13 protein-coding genes are annotated in these 15,848 nt (G+C 68.3%); 11 read left to right on the forward strand and 2 right to left on the reverse strand.

Annotation, left to right across the window (positions count from 1 at the left end; all coding sequences use genetic code 11):
• The first annotated feature begins 29 nt into the window (after positions 1–29).
• The 3 genes from CCK91_RS19725 to CCK91_RS16515 all read left to right on the forward strand — a co-directional run bounded on the left by CCK91_RS19725 (position 30) and on the right by CCK91_RS16515 (position 2,071).
• Positions 30–173 carry a hypothetical protein gene (locus CCK91_RS19725; protein WP_165767076.1) on the forward strand — a complete coding sequence of 48 codons (144 nt, stop codon included), beginning with the start codon at positions 30–32 and terminating at the stop codon, positions 171–173.
• Positions 174–320: 147 nt separating this feature from the next.
• Positions 321–782, forward strand: a complete 462-nt coding sequence (locus tag CCK91_RS16510) for a MarR family winged helix-turn-helix transcriptional regulator (protein WP_064294532.1) — start codon at positions 321–323, stop codon at positions 780–782.
• The gene (locus CCK91_RS16515; protein WP_086474930.1) at positions 779–2,071 is read left to right on the forward strand and encodes an MFS transporter; all 1,293 of its coding nucleotides are present in this window, start codon (positions 779–781) and stop codon (positions 2,069–2,071) included. Before CCK91_RS16510 ends, CCK91_RS16515 begins: the two co-directional genes overlap by 4 nt.
• Positions 2,072–2,187: 116 nt before the next feature.
• Here the strand turns inward: CCK91_RS16515 and CCK91_RS16520 are convergent, their stop codons facing one another.
• Positions 2,188–3,237, reverse strand: coding sequence for a LacI family DNA-binding transcriptional regulator (locus CCK91_RS16520; RefSeq protein WP_086474931.1), 1,050 nt, complete (start codon positions 3,235–3,237; stop codon positions 2,188–2,190).
• Between the two features lie 298 nt (positions 3,238–3,535).
• Between CCK91_RS16520 and CCK91_RS16525 the strand changes: the two genes are divergently transcribed.
• The 3 genes from CCK91_RS16525 to CCK91_RS16535 all read left to right on the forward strand — a co-directional run bounded on the left by CCK91_RS16525 (position 3,536) and on the right by CCK91_RS16535 (position 7,084).
• The gene (locus tag CCK91_RS16525) at positions 3,536–4,849 is read left to right on the forward strand and encodes an ABC transporter substrate-binding protein (RefSeq protein WP_086474932.1); all 1,314 of its coding nucleotides are present in this window, start codon (positions 3,536–3,538) and stop codon (positions 4,847–4,849) included.
• Between the two features lie 130 nt (positions 4,850–4,979).
• A complete protein-coding gene (locus CCK91_RS16530) occupies positions 4,980–6,113 on the forward strand; it encodes a carbohydrate ABC transporter permease (protein WP_086474933.1) in 1,134 nt (377 codons plus the stop codon).
• Positions 6,110–7,084 (forward strand): carbohydrate ABC transporter permease, encoded by a 975-nt coding sequence (locus CCK91_RS16535; RefSeq protein WP_086474934.1) that lies wholly within the window; start codon positions 6,110–6,112, stop codon positions 7,082–7,084. The genes CCK91_RS16530 and CCK91_RS16535 overlap by 4 nt, the downstream gene beginning before the upstream one ends.
• Before the next feature lie 340 nt (positions 7,085–7,424).
• Here CCK91_RS16535 and CCK91_RS19730 read toward each other — a convergent pair whose 3' ends face one another.
• A complete protein-coding gene (locus tag CCK91_RS19730) occupies positions 7,425–8,216 on the reverse strand; it encodes a DUF559 domain-containing protein (protein ID WP_086474935.1) in 792 nt (263 codons plus the stop codon).
• Positions 8,217–8,571: 355 nt separating this feature from the next.
• On the opposite strand from CCK91_RS19730, the gene CCK91_RS16545 reads away from it, so the two are divergent.
• From CCK91_RS16545 to CCK91_RS16565, 5 genes are all read left to right on the forward strand, one after another.
• Positions 8,572–10,461 (forward strand): ABC transporter ATP-binding protein, encoded by a 1,890-nt coding sequence (locus CCK91_RS16545; protein ID WP_086475121.1) that lies wholly within the window; start codon positions 8,572–8,574, stop codon positions 10,459–10,461.
• Between the two features lie 110 nt (positions 10,462–10,571).
• Positions 10,572–12,809: an adenylate/guanylate cyclase domain-containing protein gene (locus CCK91_RS16550; protein WP_207568251.1), complete on the forward strand. Its 2,238-nt coding sequence runs from the start codon at positions 10,572–10,574 to the stop codon at positions 12,807–12,809.
• Positions 12,806–14,227, forward strand: a complete 1,422-nt coding sequence (locus CCK91_RS16555) for a mechanosensitive ion channel domain-containing protein (RefSeq protein WP_086474937.1) — start codon at positions 12,806–12,808, stop codon at positions 14,225–14,227. Before CCK91_RS16550 ends, CCK91_RS16555 begins: the two co-directional genes overlap by 4 nt.
• Positions 14,228–14,313: 86 nt before the next feature.
• The gene (locus CCK91_RS16560) at positions 14,314–14,928 is read left to right on the forward strand and encodes a GntR family transcriptional regulator (protein ID WP_165767077.1); all 615 of its coding nucleotides are present in this window, start codon (positions 14,314–14,316) and stop codon (positions 14,926–14,928) included.
• Positions 14,929–15,049: 121 nt separating this feature from the next.
• Positions 15,050–15,841 (forward strand): aquaporin, encoded by a 792-nt coding sequence (locus CCK91_RS16565; RefSeq protein WP_086474939.1) that lies wholly within the window; start codon positions 15,050–15,052, stop codon positions 15,839–15,841.
• The last annotated feature ends 7 nt before the right edge of the window (positions 15,842–15,848 follow it).

Raw genomic sequence — 15,848 nt, forward strand, 5'->3', positions numbered from 1 at the left:
CGGTGCCCGAATCGGGAGAACCCACCACCATGAACACCCACGCACGCTGGCGTGCAACCATCACCTGGATCCGAGCCCAGCTCGCATCCGCCTTCACCGAGTCGGAGCGGGCGAGCGACGCCCACCCGCCCGATCCGAGGGTCGGCCAGTCCTTCACCACCTGGATGCGCTGACCCTCGGACCACCCCTTCCCCAACTCAGGAACACCGCGGCGTGTCGCCTTGGGCACCCGGTGCTGCCGGGGGACACGCCGCCGATCTCCTGAGTTGGGGAAGTGGCGCAGGGGAGTGCATAGCTTGGCTATGTATACTGGATGGATCATGACCGAGAACCGTACGCATTCACCCCTGCACACCATCCTCGGCGACCTCATCACGGCATCGCATCGGCTCACCCGCCTTGCCGCCCAGGCCACCGGATCCTCCGAATCGCCCGCCGTCTGGCGCACGCTCTCCGTGCTCACCACGGTCGGCCCCGTCCGGGTCGGCGAACTGGCCCGCCAGAGCCGGGTGTCCCAACCCACGATGACGAAGCTCGTGCAGAGCCTCGACGAGCGCGACTGGATCAAGCGGATCGCCGACGTCGACGACCACCGCGCGTGGCTCATCGCCATCGCCCCCAAGGGGACGGCCGCCCTCCTCGCCTGGCGCGACGAGCTCACCGACGCCCTGGAGCCGGCCTTCACCGACCTCGAGGACGACGACCTCGCCGCGATCGCCAGGACCGTCGAGATCATCCAGGCCCGTGTGGCCGTCGAGGTCGCCTCGGAGCTGACGGCATGAGCGCCGACACCAGCGCACGCACGTCGTCCACGCCCACGGCGTCGAGCCACGGCCACGGCGCCGGCCACAGTGCCGGCCTCAGCGGCATCCTGCACCAGCCGAAGGCCGTCTGGGCGGTCGCCTTCGCGAGCGTCATCGCCTTCATGGGCATCGGCCTCGTCGACCCGATCCTCCCCGCGATCGCAGAAGACCTCCAGGCGACGCCCACCCAGGCCGAGATGCTCTTCACGAGCTACCTGCTCGTCACCGGCGTGGCCATGCTGTTCACGAGCTGGCTGTCGAGCCGGATCGGTGCCAAGCGCACGCTCCTCATCGGACTCGCACTCGTCGTCCTGTTCGCGCTCCTCGCGGGCCTGTCCGACTCCGTCGGTGCCGTCATCGGCTTCCGGGCCGGCTGGGGCCTCGGTAACGCGCTCTTCATCTCGACGGCACTCGCCACCATCGTCGGAGCTGCAGCGGGCGGCCGCGCCAACGCGATCATCCTGTACGAGGCCGCACTCGGGCTCGGCATCGCGATCGGACCGCTGCTCGGCGGTCTCCTCGGCGGCATCGGCTGGAAATGGCCGTTCTTCGGCACTGCGACGCTCATGGCCGTCGGGTTCATCGCGATCGTCACCCTGCTGAAGACCGAGGGACCGAAGCCCGCGCCGCTCAAGCTGTCCGCGCCGTTCAAGGCGCTGGCGATCCCGTCGCTGGGCATCCTCGCGGCAGCCGCCCTGTTCTACAACATCGGCTTCTTCACGCTCCTCGCGTACTCGCCGTTCCCGCTCGGCCTCGATGCGATGGGCCTCGGGTTCACGTTCTTCGGCTGGGGTGTCGCGCTGGCGATCACGAGCGTGTTCGTCGCGCCGCTGCTCACGGCTCGGATGCGCCGCACCTCCGTGATCAAGCTGGTCCTGCCGTTGCTTGCGCTGGACCTCGTCGCCGCCGGACTCCTCGTGCAGTCCACCGCCGGCCTCATCATCTGCATCGTCGTCGGCGGGCTCCTGCTCGGCGTCATGAACACGGTGCTGACCGAGTCGGTCATGGAGGCGACGGACCTGCCGAGCAACGTCGCATCCTCGGCGTACTCGTCCGTACGGTTCCTCGGTGGGGCCATCGCGCCGCCGGCCGCCGCGGAGATCGCGAAGCTCCTCTCGCCCGCCGCGCCCTACTACGTGGCCGCAGGCTCGCTCATCGTCGCGGTCCTCATCGTCGTCCTCGGTCGCAAACACCTCGCCCGCGTCGACGGCCCGGTGGAGAGCGAGCTCGACGAGGCCATCGCGATCACCGCAGCCGACGCGAGCTGATCCGACCCGTCACCGCGCCCCACTGACGCGAGCGCTGCCCTCCGGGGGCCCGCGCTCACGTCAGTGGGGCACGCTCGCGTCAGCGCACCGCGCTGGGAGCGCAGCCGGGGGAGGGGCTACTCAGCGGACTCGGGGCGCGTCGTGGTCTGTCGGATCACCAGACGGGTCGGCCAGCGCACCTCGGAGACGGTGCTGCCCGGCTCCCCGGAGTCCGGGGCCTGCGCGCGTCGCTCGTCCTCCAGGTCCTGGAGGAGGATCTCGACGGCATGCCGCCCCTGCGCGCGGGGCTCCTGCTCGAACGTGGTGAGCGCGAACATCTCCGCGTAGGAGTGCCCGTCGATCCCGATGACCGACAGCTCCGCCGGAACGGTGATCCCGAGGCGTCGTGCGGCGATGATGATGCCGATCGCCACCTCGTCCGTCGATGCGAACACCGCCGTCGGGCGGATCCTCGCGTCCCGCAGCAGCTGCGCCGCGGCCTCGTACCCGCCCGGCAACGAGTGGACTGCGGGCAGGACGTGCACGGCCGAGGTGAGCCCTGCATCCTCCATCGCCGCCAGGTAGCCGGCCAGGCGCCTGCCGTGCACGGTGTCGGTCTGAAGCTCGGCGTCGTGACCGGTGATGTGGGCGATGCGCGTGTGCCCGAGCGTGATCAGGTGCTCCGTCGCCTCGCGGCCGAGCGCCTGGTCGTCGATGTTGATGGAGTGGGCCCCGCGGATGTTGCCGCCGATCGACACCAGTGGACGAGGGTTGGCGAGCAGGCGCGCGATCTCGTCCTGCGAGGCCTCGATCCCGATCGAGATCATGCCGTCGAAGCGCTTGTTCGTGAGGTACGAGTCGAAGATGCGGTCGCGTTCCGGGGAGTCGGGCGGCAGATGGTGGAGCGTCAGGTCGTAGCCGCGCGCACGGAGGGCGCCCTCGGCACCTTCCAGGACCTCCCCGAAGTACCAGCGGTTGAGGAACGAGGTGAGGACGCCGATGGCCAGCGTGCGGCCGGTGGAGAGGCTCGCGGCGATGGGCGAGGCGACGTACCCGATCGTGGCCGCGGCCTGCACGACCCGTTCCCGGGTCTCGGCCGACACGTATCCGCGCCCGGTGAGCGCTCGCGAGGCCGTCGCTTTCGAGACGCCGGCGAGGGCCGCGACATCGCTGATGGCACCACTCATGCCGACTCCCTCCGTTGGGTAGCACCACCATAGCGAATCTGGAACAGACCTGGAACTGCCGACTGGAACTGATCCATAACATCTGGAACACGAATGGTCCGCCTGGCCGCGTGATTTCGGTGGGAGCGCTCTCACTGTCTATTTCGTTATGTTCTCGTGCTTGCATCCTGTCGCCGGGTGAAGTACTTTGACGCATGGAAACGGTTCCGCATCCGGACCGATTCCGCACCAGTGCATCATCGGAACGGCTCGACCCTGGAGACGTTCGAACCTGCAGCACTCAATGAGGAGGACACAGATGAGTTTCATTCGGACCCGCCGGACGGCCCTGCCGCTGGCCGTCCTGGCCGTCGCGGGCGTCGCGCTCACCGCTTGTTCAGGCGGATCGGGCAGCAGCGGCGGTGGCGACGACGACAAGACCGTCACCATCTACGGGACGATCGCCGACACCGAGGCGAAGCTGCTCGAGGAGAGCTGGGCCGACTTCGAGAAGGAGAGCGGCATCACGATCAAGTACGAGTCCTCCAAGGAGTTCGAGTCGCAGATCGGTATCCGCGCCCAGGGTGGTAACCCGCCCGACCTCGCGATCTTCCCGCAGCCCGGCCTGCTGGCCGACCTCGCCAAGCGCGACTACCTGAAGCCCGCGCCCGACAGCGTGAAGGCGAACATCGAGAAGTACTGGTCGAAGGACTGGGCCGCCTACGGCACCGTCAACGACACCGTCTACGGCGCTCCGCTCATGGCGAGCGTCAAGGGCCTCGTCTGGTACCAGCCGGCCAAGTTCACGGAGTGGGGCGTCGAGGTCCCGAAGACCTGGGACGAGCTGCTCACGCTGACCAAGACCATCCAGGAGAAGACGGGTGCAGCTCCCTGGTGCGCCGGCTTCGGCTCCGGCGACGCCTCGGGCTGGCCCGGCACCGACTGGATCGAAGACCTCGTCCTGCGTCAGCAGGGCCCGGACGTCTACGACGACTGGGTGGCCAACAAGGTCAAGTTCACCGACCCGAAGATCAAGGAAGCGTTCGACTCGGTCGGCGAGATCCTCAAGAACCCGGAGTACGTGAACGCGAGCTTCGGCGACGTGTCCTCGATCAACTCGACCGAGTTCGGTGACGTCGCTCCGGCCCTCGCCTCCGGCGCGTGCGCACTGCACCACCAGGCATCGTTCTTCTCCGGCTTCCTCGAGGACGCCGGCGCGACCGTCGCTCCCGACGGTGACGTGTGGGCCTTCGTGACCCCCGGCATCAAGGAGGGCGAGACCGCTGTCACCGGTGGTGGCGAGATCGTCGGCGCGTTCAGCGACGACGAGAGCACCGTCAAGGTCCAGGAGTACCTCTCGAGCCCTGAGTGGGCGAACAAGCGGGTCAAGCTCGGCGGCGTCATCTCCGCCAACAACGGCCTCGACCCGGCGAACGCCTCGACCCCGATCCTCAGCCAGGCGATCGAGATCCTGCAGGACGAGAAGACCACGTTCCGCTTCGACGCCTCCGACCTGATGCCCGGTGCCGTCGGCGCCGGAACGTTCTGGAAGGGCCTCGTGAACTGGATCAACGGCGACGAGACCGACCAGGTCCTCAAGGACATCGAAGCCGGCTGGCCCTCCAGCGAGTAATCGATATCCGGAACTGCTGCTCGTGAGCGGGAGCGCCGGAGGGTGATCACCACCCTCCGGCGCTTCCGCCTCGGCAGTGGAACCCCCTAGGGTTCACTCAGGGTCCAACGCCGTACTCGAAAGGCCAGCTATGTCAGGTTTCCTCAACTGGTTGGGCGGACTGCCACCGCTCGCCCAGATCCCGATCGTCGTCATCGCCTTCGGCGCGGTGGTGGCCCTCCTCCTCTTCTTCGTGGACATCGCGCCACGCAAGGGCACCCTCTACACGGTCATCCGTCTGGCGTTCTGCGTCCTGGTGCCCGTCATCGTCGTCCTCTTCTTCGGCTCGTTCCTGTGGGCCGCGGCCGTCGCAGCCGTCCTGGGGGGCGTGCTCTTCCTCCTCGACTACCGGTCCAAGAAGGGCGTCGGGTACCTCGTCCAGCTCGTCGGCTTCCTCGCACCGGCGTTCCTGCTGCTGCTGATCGGTCTGATCCTGCCGTCGATCAACACGACGATCGCCGCGTTCATGTCGGCGTCCGGTAAGAACTTCGTCGGGCTGAACAACTTCATCTGGCTGTTCACGCAGCCGAGCGCGATCCGCACCGTGATCAACACGATCATCTGGGTGCTGCTCGTCCCGTCGCTGTCGACGGCCTTCGGCCTCGCCTACGCGGTGTTCATCGACAAGTCCCGCGGCGAGAAGTACTTCAAGATCCTCGTCTTCATGCCGATGGCGATCTCCTTCGTCGGCGCATCGATCATCTGGCGCTTCATCTACGCCTACCGTGAGGCCGGCGCGACCCAGATCGGTCTGCTCAACCAGATCGTCGTGTGGTTCGGCGGCACCCCGGTGCAGTGGCTGCAGAACGAGCCGTGGAACACCCTGTTCCTCATCGTCGTGCTCATCTGGGTGCAGACCGGGTTCGCGATGGTCGTCCTGTCCGCCGCGATCAAGGGTGTCCCCACCGAGCAGATCGAGGCCGCCGAGCTCGACGGCACGAACGGCTGGCAGCGTTTCACCAACGTCATCGTCCCCGGCATCCGCTCCTCGCTGGTCGTCGTCGTCACGACGATCTCCATCGCGTCGCTGAAGGTCTTCGACATCGTCCGCACCATGACCGCCGGCAACAACGGCACCTCGGTCATCGCGAATGAGATGTACACCCAGTTCAAGAACTTCGAGAACGGCCGGAGTGCGGCGTTCGCCGTGATCCTGTTCATCCTCGTGCTGCCGATCGTCATCTACAACGCACGGCAGATCAAGAAGCAGAGGGAGATCCGATGAGTGCTGTGCAGCCGATCGAACTACCGATCGACGAGTCCACGAAGGAGCAGCTCGCGAAGGGTGAGCGCGGCATCGAGGCCGCGAGCCGACGGACGAAGAAGCGGCTCACGAGCCGTGGCGCGACCATCGCGGCCGTGGTCATCGCGGTGCTGTGGACGATCCCGACCTTCGGTCTCTTCGTCTCCTCGTTCCGGCCTGAGCAGCAGGTGAAGACCACCGGTTGGTGGACGATCTTCTCCGACTTCCAGGTCACCATCGACAACTACGTGCAGGTGCTGCAGGCCGGCAACTCGACTCTGAACCTCGCGGGCTCGTGGGTCAACTCCATCGCCATCGCGGTCCCGGCGACCCTGATCCCGCTGGTGGTGGCGAGCCTCGCGGCGTACGCGTTCGCGTGGATCGACTTCCGGGGCAAGAACTTCCTGTTCATCCTCGTGTTCGCGCTGCAGGTGGTGCCGATCCAGATGGCGCTCGTCCCGCTGCTGTCGACGTTCTCGCGTGGCCTGAACATCTTCGGTCTGCAGGTCGGCGAGGGACTGGACGCGAGCGGCACGTTCGCCCAGGTGTGGATCGCGCACACCATGTTCGCGCTGCCGCTGGCGATCTTCCTGCTGCACAACTTCGTCGCGGAGATCCCCGGCGAGGTCATCGAAGCGGCACGCGTGGACGGCGCGGGTCACGGTCAGATCTTCTTCCGGATCGTGCTGCCCCTGACCATGCCCGCCATCGCGTCGTTCGCCATCTTCCAGTTCCTGTGGGTGTGGAACGACCTGCTGGTCGCGCTCATCTTCGCGGACGGCGAGGTCGCACCGATCACGAAGCTGCTGGCGGAGATCACCGGCACGCGTGGCAACGAGTGGCACCTGCTCACGGCCGGCGCGTTCATCTCGATCCTCGTCCCGCTCGTCGTGTTCTTCGCGCTGCAGCGGTACTTCGTCCGCGGGCTCCTGGCCGGTTCGACGAAGGGCTGACCTGACACGCGGTTCGATCCTCCGATCGACAGCGTCGTCGGTGCGCGAACGCCCCGGGAGCTCACGCCCCCGGGGCGTCCGTGCGTCTGCGGGTCGTCTTGTCTGGCGATCGACATGGTCCTTTCTCAGGAGAGTTGCGGTGCGTCGTGCCGGAATCCGCCCGGCGCGCCGGAAGAGTCCTGAGAAAGGGACGGAGCTGAATTCTGGCCGACGCGTGACTGGGATGGCCCTTTCTCAGGAGAGCTGCGGTGCGTCGTGCCGGGGTACGCCCGGCGCGCCGGGGGAGTCCTGAGAAAGGGACGGAGTGCAGGCTGGCAGGTGCGAGGGTGATCGGATCCGCTCAGCGGGGCCTCGGACGGCCCTGCGCGAGCGCGGCGCGGACTGCTCCGATGACCGCGTACCAGTCGTCCATCACCATGCGATAGGTGAAACGGAGCGAGCGGTAGCCGCGGATCGCCAACTGAGCGTCGCGCCAGCGGTCCTGTTCATGGGCGTCGGGCGTGTCGTGGAACGCGCGCCCATCCCACTCGACCACCAGCCAGCCCTCGATCAGCTCGTCGACGCGTCCGACGCCCGGAATCTCGACCTGGTGTCGACCGACGATCCCAGAGCGTTCGAGTCGGATGCGACCGATGCTCTCGAGGAAGCTCTCGCATCCGGCCTCGAGACGGGGAAGCCTGCGTCTGCGGGCACAAGGCAGCTCGTCGAGCCAAGCCCGGAGATCGCGACGGCGGTGGGGCTCTCGGTGCAGCACCGAGTCCAAGATCGCGCCGGCGACGTCAGGGTGCTGGCAGGTGACGATCTGACGAACTGCCGACTCACGGCTCACCACGAGGAGCGGCGCGATCGAACCGCCCCGAGGGACCACCGGTTGATCGTCGTCCCAGTGCAGGACCGTGTCGTCCCGGTCCTGCGCGGGCGGATGACATCGGCGGTCGCTCACATCGCGGAGGCGTCCCGCGTTCGACGGGACGGCGACGTGTATGCGCCGGTCTTCCGGTGTGGCCCAGCCGAACCATGCGGCCGCCGAGATGCACGCGAGTCTCCCGCCGACCCGAACGGCTTGGACGATCTCCGGGGGTGCACCGGGGTCCGCGTACCAGCCTCGTTTCACCCTGATCAGCTCGGCCATCTCGACCGCGAGTCGGAGCGACCGTTTGGAATGGCCGCGAGCCCGAAGCTGATGGACCGTGGCGATACCGTACGCCGGGCGTAAGGCGTAGGTTCCTCCTGTCATTGGTCGATCGTCCACCCGGTGTCGCAGGACCGCCGAGTCACGCTGCTCATCTGGGGATGATCCGCCCCGCAGTGGACCTGGGGAGCGGACTCGTGGTGGTGGCCCTTTCTCAGGAGACTTACGGCGGGTCGGAGAGCGGGCGAGGCGACGCGCCGGCGGACTCCTGAGAAAGGACACGGAGCGGGAAGCATACGGGGACGGGGAGAGGGGCGGGAGGGACGGTGGGCGGGGATAGGGTGGCGGGATGAGCATGCACGGCGGACGGGGCGGGCCACGCGGCGGTGCACCCGGGGGCGGCGGGCCCCGCGCGGGCAGCCGCGTCAGCGGTGGCGACATGGCGGCGCAGAAGGCGCTCAACGCCGAGGCACCGAGGATCCCGAACCTTGGCAAGCGCATCGTCGCGCTGTTCGTGCCGTTCCGCGCGAAGATCATCCTCACGATGGTCCTCGTCGTCATCGGTGCCGCCCTCGCGGTGCTCCCACCGCTGCTGGTCAAGCAGGCGTTCGACGTCGGCCTGTTCCCGACCGACGGCGGCAGCCCGAACCTCGTCGCCCTCGCGGAGATCGTGGGTGTGATGGTGGCGCTGTTCATCATCGCCGCCCTGCTCGGCGTCTGGCAGACCTACCTCACGGCGACCGTCGGCAACAGCGTCATGGGTGCCCTGCGCATCAAGCTGTTCTCGCAACTGCAGGCGATGGAACTGAGCTTCTTCACCCGCACCAAGACGGGCATCATCCAGTCGCGCCTCCAGAACGACGTCGGCGGCGTCGCGAACGTCCTGACCAACACCGTGTCGAGCGTGCTCGGCAACACCGTGACGGTGATCTCCGCGCTCGTCGCGATGCTCATCCTCAACTGGCAGCTGACGATCGTCGCCCTCATCCTCATGCCGATCCTCGTGATCGCGCAGCGCCGCGTCGGTCAGGTCCGGGCACGGATCGCGACGAAGACGCAGGAGTCGCTGTCGGAGATGACCGCGATCACCCAGGAGGCCCTGAGCGTCTCCGGTGTGCTCCTCGCGAAGAGCTTCAACCGCCAGGACACCGAGGTCGAGCGCTACAGCGCCGAGAACCGCACCCAGATCCGCCTCCAGGTCAGCCAGGCGATGAGCGGTCAGTGGTTCTTCGCGATGGTGAGCATCTTCCTGTCGTCCATCCCCGCGATCGTGTACCTCGTGGCCGGCTGGCTCATCACCGGCGGCGCGGTGGACGTCACCGCCGGCTCGATCGTGGCCTTCACCACCATCCAGGCCCGCCTGCTGTTCCCACTCATGGGTGTCATGCGCGTCGCCCTCGACCTGCAGACCTCCGGCGCCCTCTTCGCGCGGATCTTCGAGTACCTCGACCTCAAGCCCGCGATCGCCGACCGCCCCGGAGCCGCACCGCTCCCGAGCGTCGCACCGCAGATCCGCTTCGACGACGTCACCTTCCGGTACGCCGACGCCCAGGACGACTCGACCCCCACCCTCGACGGCGTCTCCTTCACGATCGAACCCGGACAGTTCGCTGCGTTCGTCGGGCCCTCGGGAGCGGGCAAGACGACCATCTCCTACCTCATCCCGCGCTTCCAGGAGGTGTCGGGCGGCCGGGTCATGGTGGCGGGTGCCGACGTCCGCGACGTCACGCAGGAGTCGCTCGTCTCCCGCATCGGGATCGTCAGCCAGGAGACCTACCTCTTCCATGCGACGATCGCGGAGAACCTCCGCTACGCGAAGCCCGACGCGACCCTCGCCGAGCTCGAGACGGCCTGCCGCGCGGCGAACATCCACGAGACGATCGCTCGGTTCGAGGACGGCTACGATACGCTCGTCGGGGAACGCGGCTACCGCTTGTCCGGCGGCGAGAAGCAGCGCATCGCCATCGCGCGCGTACTGCTGAAGGACCCGGAGGTGCTCATCCTCGACGAGGCGACGAGCGCCCTCGACACGATCTCCGAACGGGTCGTCCAGGTCGCCCTCGATGACGCGACCCGCGGACGCACCACGGTGTCGATCGCCCACCGCCTGTCGACCATCGTGCACGCCGACGTCATCTTCGTCCTCGACCGCGGGCGCATCGTGGAGCGCGGCACCCACCAGGAACTGCTCGCCGCCGGCGGCGTGTACGCGACCCTCTACGCCCAGCAGGCCGTCACCGTCTGAGCGGTCCAGCCCATTGTGCGCGTGTGGCACGGGTGGCTAGAGTGAGCGCCATCGTGACCCCCGAAGGAGGGGGTGACCGTGCACCGCCGGATCGAGTAGGGGACTCGTCGATGACCGCAGCTGTGGACGCACCATCCGGACCCTCGCCAGACGGCGCCGCGCCGACAGGCCGGTCTGGCCCGCCGATTCCACCGGCACCCTCCTCGGCCGCCAGATCCCGCAGGTTCGGCCGCGGACGGTTCGGTCGCCCCGGCTTCAGCATCCAGTCGAAGCTGCTCGTCATGCTGCTGCTCGTCAGTGTGGGGGCGTCGATCGTCACCGGGATCGTCGGCTATCTGTCCGGCAGTGACTCGCTGCGCCAGGCGTCCTTCGAGCGGCTGACCGAGGTCCGGGAGTCCCGCGCCCGAGAGATCACGAACTACTACGACCAGACGCGGGACTCCCTCGTCGTCTACACCCGGGGAACCACGGTGGTCGACGCGATGAACGGTTTCCACGACGCCTTCCACGAGTTGGAGGAGCAGCCGGTGGACCCGGCGCGCGCGTCGACGGTGACGTCGTTCTACGAGGACACGTTCGCGCCGGAGCTCGCCGAACGCACCGGTGACGAGGCGGATCCCGCCGCGTTCATCCCGACGAACCCGGCCGAGACCTACCTGCAGTCGGTGTACACGCCGGGCGACCTCGACTACGACACCGCCATCACCGTCGACGACGCCGGTGACGGGAGCGCCTGGTCGTCCGTGCACGCGCAGTACCACGACTACTTCCGCGAGATCATCGACCGCTTCGGCTACGAGGACGCCCTGCTCATCGACGACGAGGGCGACGTCGTCTACAGCGCCTACAAGGGTCCGGACCTCGGCACGAACGTCCTCACCGGCCCCTACAAGGGCGGGGTGCTCGAGGACGGCTTCACCGCGGCGCTCCGGTCGAACGCGATCGACTACGTGGGCATCACCGACTTCGAGCGCTACCAGCCGTCGCTCAACGTCCCGACGCAGTGGATCTTCTCACCGGTCGGCGAGAACGGTCGGATCGACGGGGTGATGGCGCTGCAGGTCCCGATCGAGGCGATCAACGACATCATGACCGGCTCCGGCCAGTGGGAGCAGGACGGCCTGGGGGAGACCGGCGAGACGTACCTCGCCGGGCCCGATCAACTCATGCGCTCGACCTCCCGCCTGCTGATCGAGGACCCGAAGGCGTACGAGCGGGCCGCGGTCGCCGCCGGCACACCGCCGGAGACCGCCGAGCGTGCCGTGGCCGTCGCCGGGACGATCCAGATCCAACCGACCCGCACCGTCTCGGTCGAGCGTGCGCTCGCGGGCGAGACCGGCACGACCATCGGGCGCGGCTACCTCGGTGAGGAGAACCTGACGGCGTACACACCGCTCGACATCGACGGGCTCCAGTGGGTGCTCGTCGCACGGATCGACGCGTCTGAAGCCTTTGCGCCGGTGACCGACTTCACCCGCAACCTCGTCATCTCGGTGCTCGCCATCGTCGTTGTGGTGTCGTTGCTCTCCCTGCTCCTGGCGCAGGTGTTCGCCCGGCCGGTCCGGGCGCTCGTCGGCGCGGTGCGGCGCGTGGCCGGTGGCGACTACAGCGTCGAGGTGCCGAACACCCGACGCGACGAGTTCGGCGATCTCGGCACGGCCTTCAACAACATGAGCCGCAGCCTGAGACTCAAGCAGGAGCTCATCGAGGAGCAGCGAGCGGAGAACGAGAAGCTGCTGCTCACCCTCATGCCGGCGTCGGTCGCCAAGCGTTACAAGGACGGTGAGGAGACGATCTCCGAGGTCCACCAGGACGTGTCCGTCATCTTCGCCGACCTCGTCGGGTTCGACGACCTGACCCGCGGCCTCGATCCGGAGCGGGAGCTGTCGATGCTCAACGCGCTGGTCCGCAGCTTCGACGAGGCGGCCGAACGGCTCGGGATCGAGCAGGTGCGGACGCTGCGGGAAGGGTATCTCGCGAGCTGCGGGCTGATCGTCCCACGTGTCGACAACGTGCGTCGGACCCTCGACTTCGCGCTCGAGATGCGCACGATCGTCGAACGCTTCAACGCGCAGCACCAGGCGAACCTCACCCTGCGGGTCGGTGTGGACGCCGGTGTCGTGACGAGCGGCCTCGTCGGCCGGACGAGCCTCGCCTACGACATGTGGGGCGACGCGGTCAGTCTCGCCAACCAGGTGCAGTCGGTCTCCGGGACGGCCGGCATCTTCGTGAGTCAGCGGGTTCGTGACCGCATGCAGGACACCGTGGCGTTCGAGGCCGCCGGCACCGTGGAGACGCGCGGGGGTCCGCAGGCCGTCTGGCAGGTCGTCTCGGGGCCGAAGTCATGACGCAGGTGTGGCAGGAGGCGTGGTTCCCCTGGGCCGTGGCGCTGGCCGTCGGCGTCCCCGTGCTGCTCATCGTTCTGACCGAGGTGCTCGGTGCGCTCAACCGCCGGAAGCACGCGGCGGCGAAACCGATCCGTCTGTTGCGGAACTACGTGGTGCCGGTCGGCGCGGTGTTCGCGCTCCTGGTGTTCGCCACGGCGCGGGCGGACGACAGCACCTGGGTGCGGATCGTCGGAACCCTCCTCGGGTTCCTCGTGATCCTGCTCATCCTCTCCGCGTTCAACGTCGCCCTGTTCGCGAACGCCGAGGAGGGGTCGTGGCGCGACCGGATCCCGTCGATCTTCGTCGACCTGGCGCGGCTGGCCCTCATCCTCATCAGCCTCGCGATCCTGTTCTCCTGGGTGTGGGGAGCCGACATCGGCGGGCTCGTCACCGCGCTCGGCGTGACGTCGATCGTGATCGGCCTCGCCCTGCAGAACGCGGTCGGCGGGGTCATCTCCGGACTGCTGCTGCTGTTCGAGCAGCCGTTCCGGCTCGGCGACTGGCTCGACACCGGAAGCGTCCGCGGTCGCGTGGTCGAGGTGAACTGGCGTGCGGTCCACCTCGACACCGGCAACGGCATCCAGATCGTGCCGAACTCCTCACTCGCCGGGGCGTCGTTCACGAACCTCAGTCAGCCGGTCGGTGCGTACACCGCGAGCGTCGAGGTGACCTTCTCGACCGACGACCCGCCGGACGACGTGCTCCGACTGCTCCGCGAGGTCGGGTCGGGCCTCCCGATGCTCGAGCCGGGGGATGTCGTGTCCGCCTCCTACCTCGGTGCCGCGCGGTTCTCCGTCACGCTGCCGGTGTCCGGGCCCTCCACGGCCGACGCCGCCGTCGCCCTGTTCCGCGCCTGGCTCTGGTACGCCTCGCGGCGCCGCGGTCTCGCGCTCGACGGCGACGGCACCGACCCGATCGCGACGCCGGAGCGCTTGCGGAGTGCCATCGCCGCATTGGCACCGACCCTCCACGCGCGGGAGGAGGACTACGACGACCTCGCCCGGACGTGCACACTCGAGCGGTACGGGCCGGGGGAGACGATCCAGCAGGCGGGCACCATCCCCGGCGCGATGCGGTTCCTCGTCGAGGGCGGCGTCCACCTCGCCGTGCCGACGACGGACGGGCTCATCACCTTCCAACGACTCGGCGTCGGCGACTTCATCGGCCAGACGGCGCTGACGAGAGAGGTCGCCATGGCCGCCGCGATCGCCGACGGGACGACCCTGGTCCTGCGGATGCCGCTGTCCACCATCGACCAGCTCGTGCGCAGCAAGCCCCGTCTGGCCCAGGAGATCGGCGCCTCGATCGACAACAAGCACCGGCAGGCGCAGGCGGCGCTCGCCGAGGCGGGGATCGTCCGCGGTACGATCGGCCGGTAGCCAGCAGCCGTCCCCAGCCGAGCGAGGAACCGATGCCGAACCCCGATGGACCGTCCGGGTCGCGGCCGTCGCCTGTCGGCGATTCCGTGACCGAGCGGATCCGCAACGCGATCTACGACGGGACGCTCGCCTCCGGTGAGCTGCTCATCGAGGAGGAACTCCGGGTGTGGCTCGGCGCTCCGATGGATGCGATCGACGCAGCACTCCGGGAACTCGAGCGCGTCGGACTGGTCGAGACGGCTCCGCAGCGGCACACCCGTGTCGCGCAGCCACGGGCCGAGGACCGGACAGCCGTGCTGCAGACCCTCGGAGCGCTCGTCAGCGGCGTCGTCCGGGTCACCGTCCCGACCTTGACCGCGGGGCAACGGGCCGAGCTCCTGGCGTTCGTCGAGCACACGATGACGACGGTGACGGCGGAGGACGCGGATGCGCACGGCCGCTGCGTCTGGGGGCTCGTGGATCGGTTCCTGAAGCACTGCGAGAACCCGGTCCTCGTCACGGCGACGAAGGACGTGATCGGCGCCCTGATCTACCGCGTCGCGGCGACGCGGTCGGCTGAGACGGTGGACTGGTCGGATCTGCGGGTCGGGTACCCGCACCTCCGCTCCGCGATCGCCTCGGGCGACGCCGTCGGCGCGGAACTCGCGATCGAGCACGTCTTCCGGCTCCAGGTCCCGCTCCACGACCTGGAGGTGCACTGACGGACGACGACATGCGGACCGCGGGCTGTCGCCGGTGGGACGCCTGGCAATAGTCTGCTGGTGACGCGGTGGCCGCCAGTCGACCGCGTCCACGTCGTCACCACGAGCGAGAAGAGTCCAGATGTCCTCCCCGGAAGTCCCACCCTCCGTCGAACCGACGACCGCATCGCAGCTGCTCGCCGAGGTCGCGGGCACCTTCCTGCTGGTCTTCGGTCTGGTGGGGACAGCGACCTTCTCCGCGTTCTTCGGCGAGGAGACGTCCAACCCCCTGGGCGTCGGTTTCCTCGGGGTGGCGATCGCCCTCGGCCTCTCGGTGACCATCGCCGCCTACGCGTTCGGCCCCATCTCGGGCGGGCACTTCAACCCGGCGGTGACGCTCGGGCTGGCCGCCGCCGGTCGGTTCCCCTGGCGTGCGACGTGGACGTTCATCCTCGCGCAGCTCGTCGGAGCGTTCCTCGGCGCGCTCACGGTGTTCGGCCTCGCGGCCGGCGGCCCGGCAGGCTTCCTCGACAAGGCCGTCGCGAGCGGCTTCGTCTCGAACGGCTTCGGTGAGCTCTCGCCCGGCGGATTCGGACTCGTCTCGGCGATCGTGATCGAGGTCGTCATCACCGCACTCTTCCTCTACGTCATCCTGGGCGTCACGCACACGCGGGCCGCCGCGGGCTTCGCGCCGATCGCCATCGGCGGCACGCTCACGCTGTTCCTGTTGATCGCGATCCCGATCGACAACGGCTCGATCAACCCGGCGCGCTCCATCGCGACCGCCATCTTCGGCGGAGGCGACTGGCTCGCGCAGGTCTGGGTGTTCATCGTGTTCCCGATCATCGGCGCGCTGATCGCCGGATTCAGCTACCGCATCCTGTTCGAGGGGACCCGCCCGGTGGGTTCCCGTCCGGTCGTGAACCGCAGCTGAGTCGTCC

Source organism: Plantibacter elymi (nom. nud.), from assembly GCF_900177795.1.
Taxonomy (GTDB): Bacteria; Actinomycetota; Actinomycetes; order Actinomycetales; family Microbacteriaceae; genus Plantibacter; species Plantibacter elymi.

Excerpts from the sequence above, each read along its gene's own strand:
- CCK91_RS16520 (WP_086474931.1), bottom strand. The coding sequence starts at position 3,237 with ATGAGTGGTGCCATCAGCGATGTCGCGGCCCTCGCCGGCGTCTCGAAA.
- CCK91_RS19730 (WP_086474935.1), bottom strand. The coding sequence starts at position 8,216 with ATGGCCGAGCTGATCAGGGTGAAACGAGGCTGGTACGCGGACCCCGGT.
- CCK91_RS16535 (WP_086474934.1), top strand. The coding sequence starts at position 6,110 with ATGAGTGCTGTGCAGCCGATCGAACTACCGATCGACGAGTCCACGAAG.
- CCK91_RS16530 (WP_086474933.1), top strand. The coding sequence starts at position 4,980 with ATGTCAGGTTTCCTCAACTGGTTGGGCGGACTGCCACCGCTCGCCCAG.
- CCK91_RS19725 (WP_165767076.1), top strand. The coding sequence starts at position 30 with ATGAACACCCACGCACGCTGGCGTGCAACCATCACCTGGATCCGAGCC.
- CCK91_RS16565 (WP_086474939.1), top strand. The coding sequence starts at position 15,050 with ATGTCCTCCCCGGAAGTCCCACCCTCCGTCGAACCGACGACCGCATCG.
- CCK91_RS16510 (WP_064294532.1), top strand. The coding sequence starts at position 321 with ATGACCGAGAACCGTACGCATTCACCCCTGCACACCATCCTCGGCGAC.
- CCK91_RS16525 (WP_086474932.1), top strand. The coding sequence starts at position 3,536 with ATGAGTTTCATTCGGACCCGCCGGACGGCCCTGCCGCTGGCCGTCCTG.
- CCK91_RS16515 (WP_086474930.1), top strand. The coding sequence starts at position 779 with ATGAGCGCCGACACCAGCGCACGCACGTCGTCCACGCCCACGGCGTCG.
- CCK91_RS16545 (WP_086475121.1), top strand. The coding sequence starts at position 8,572 with ATGCACGGCGGACGGGGCGGGCCACGCGGCGGTGCACCCGGGGGCGGC.
- CCK91_RS16555 (WP_086474937.1), top strand. The coding sequence starts at position 12,806 with ATGACGCAGGTGTGGCAGGAGGCGTGGTTCCCCTGGGCCGTGGCGCTG.
- CCK91_RS16550 (WP_207568251.1), top strand. The coding sequence starts at position 10,572 with ATGACCGCAGCTGTGGACGCACCATCCGGACCCTCGCCAGACGGCGCC.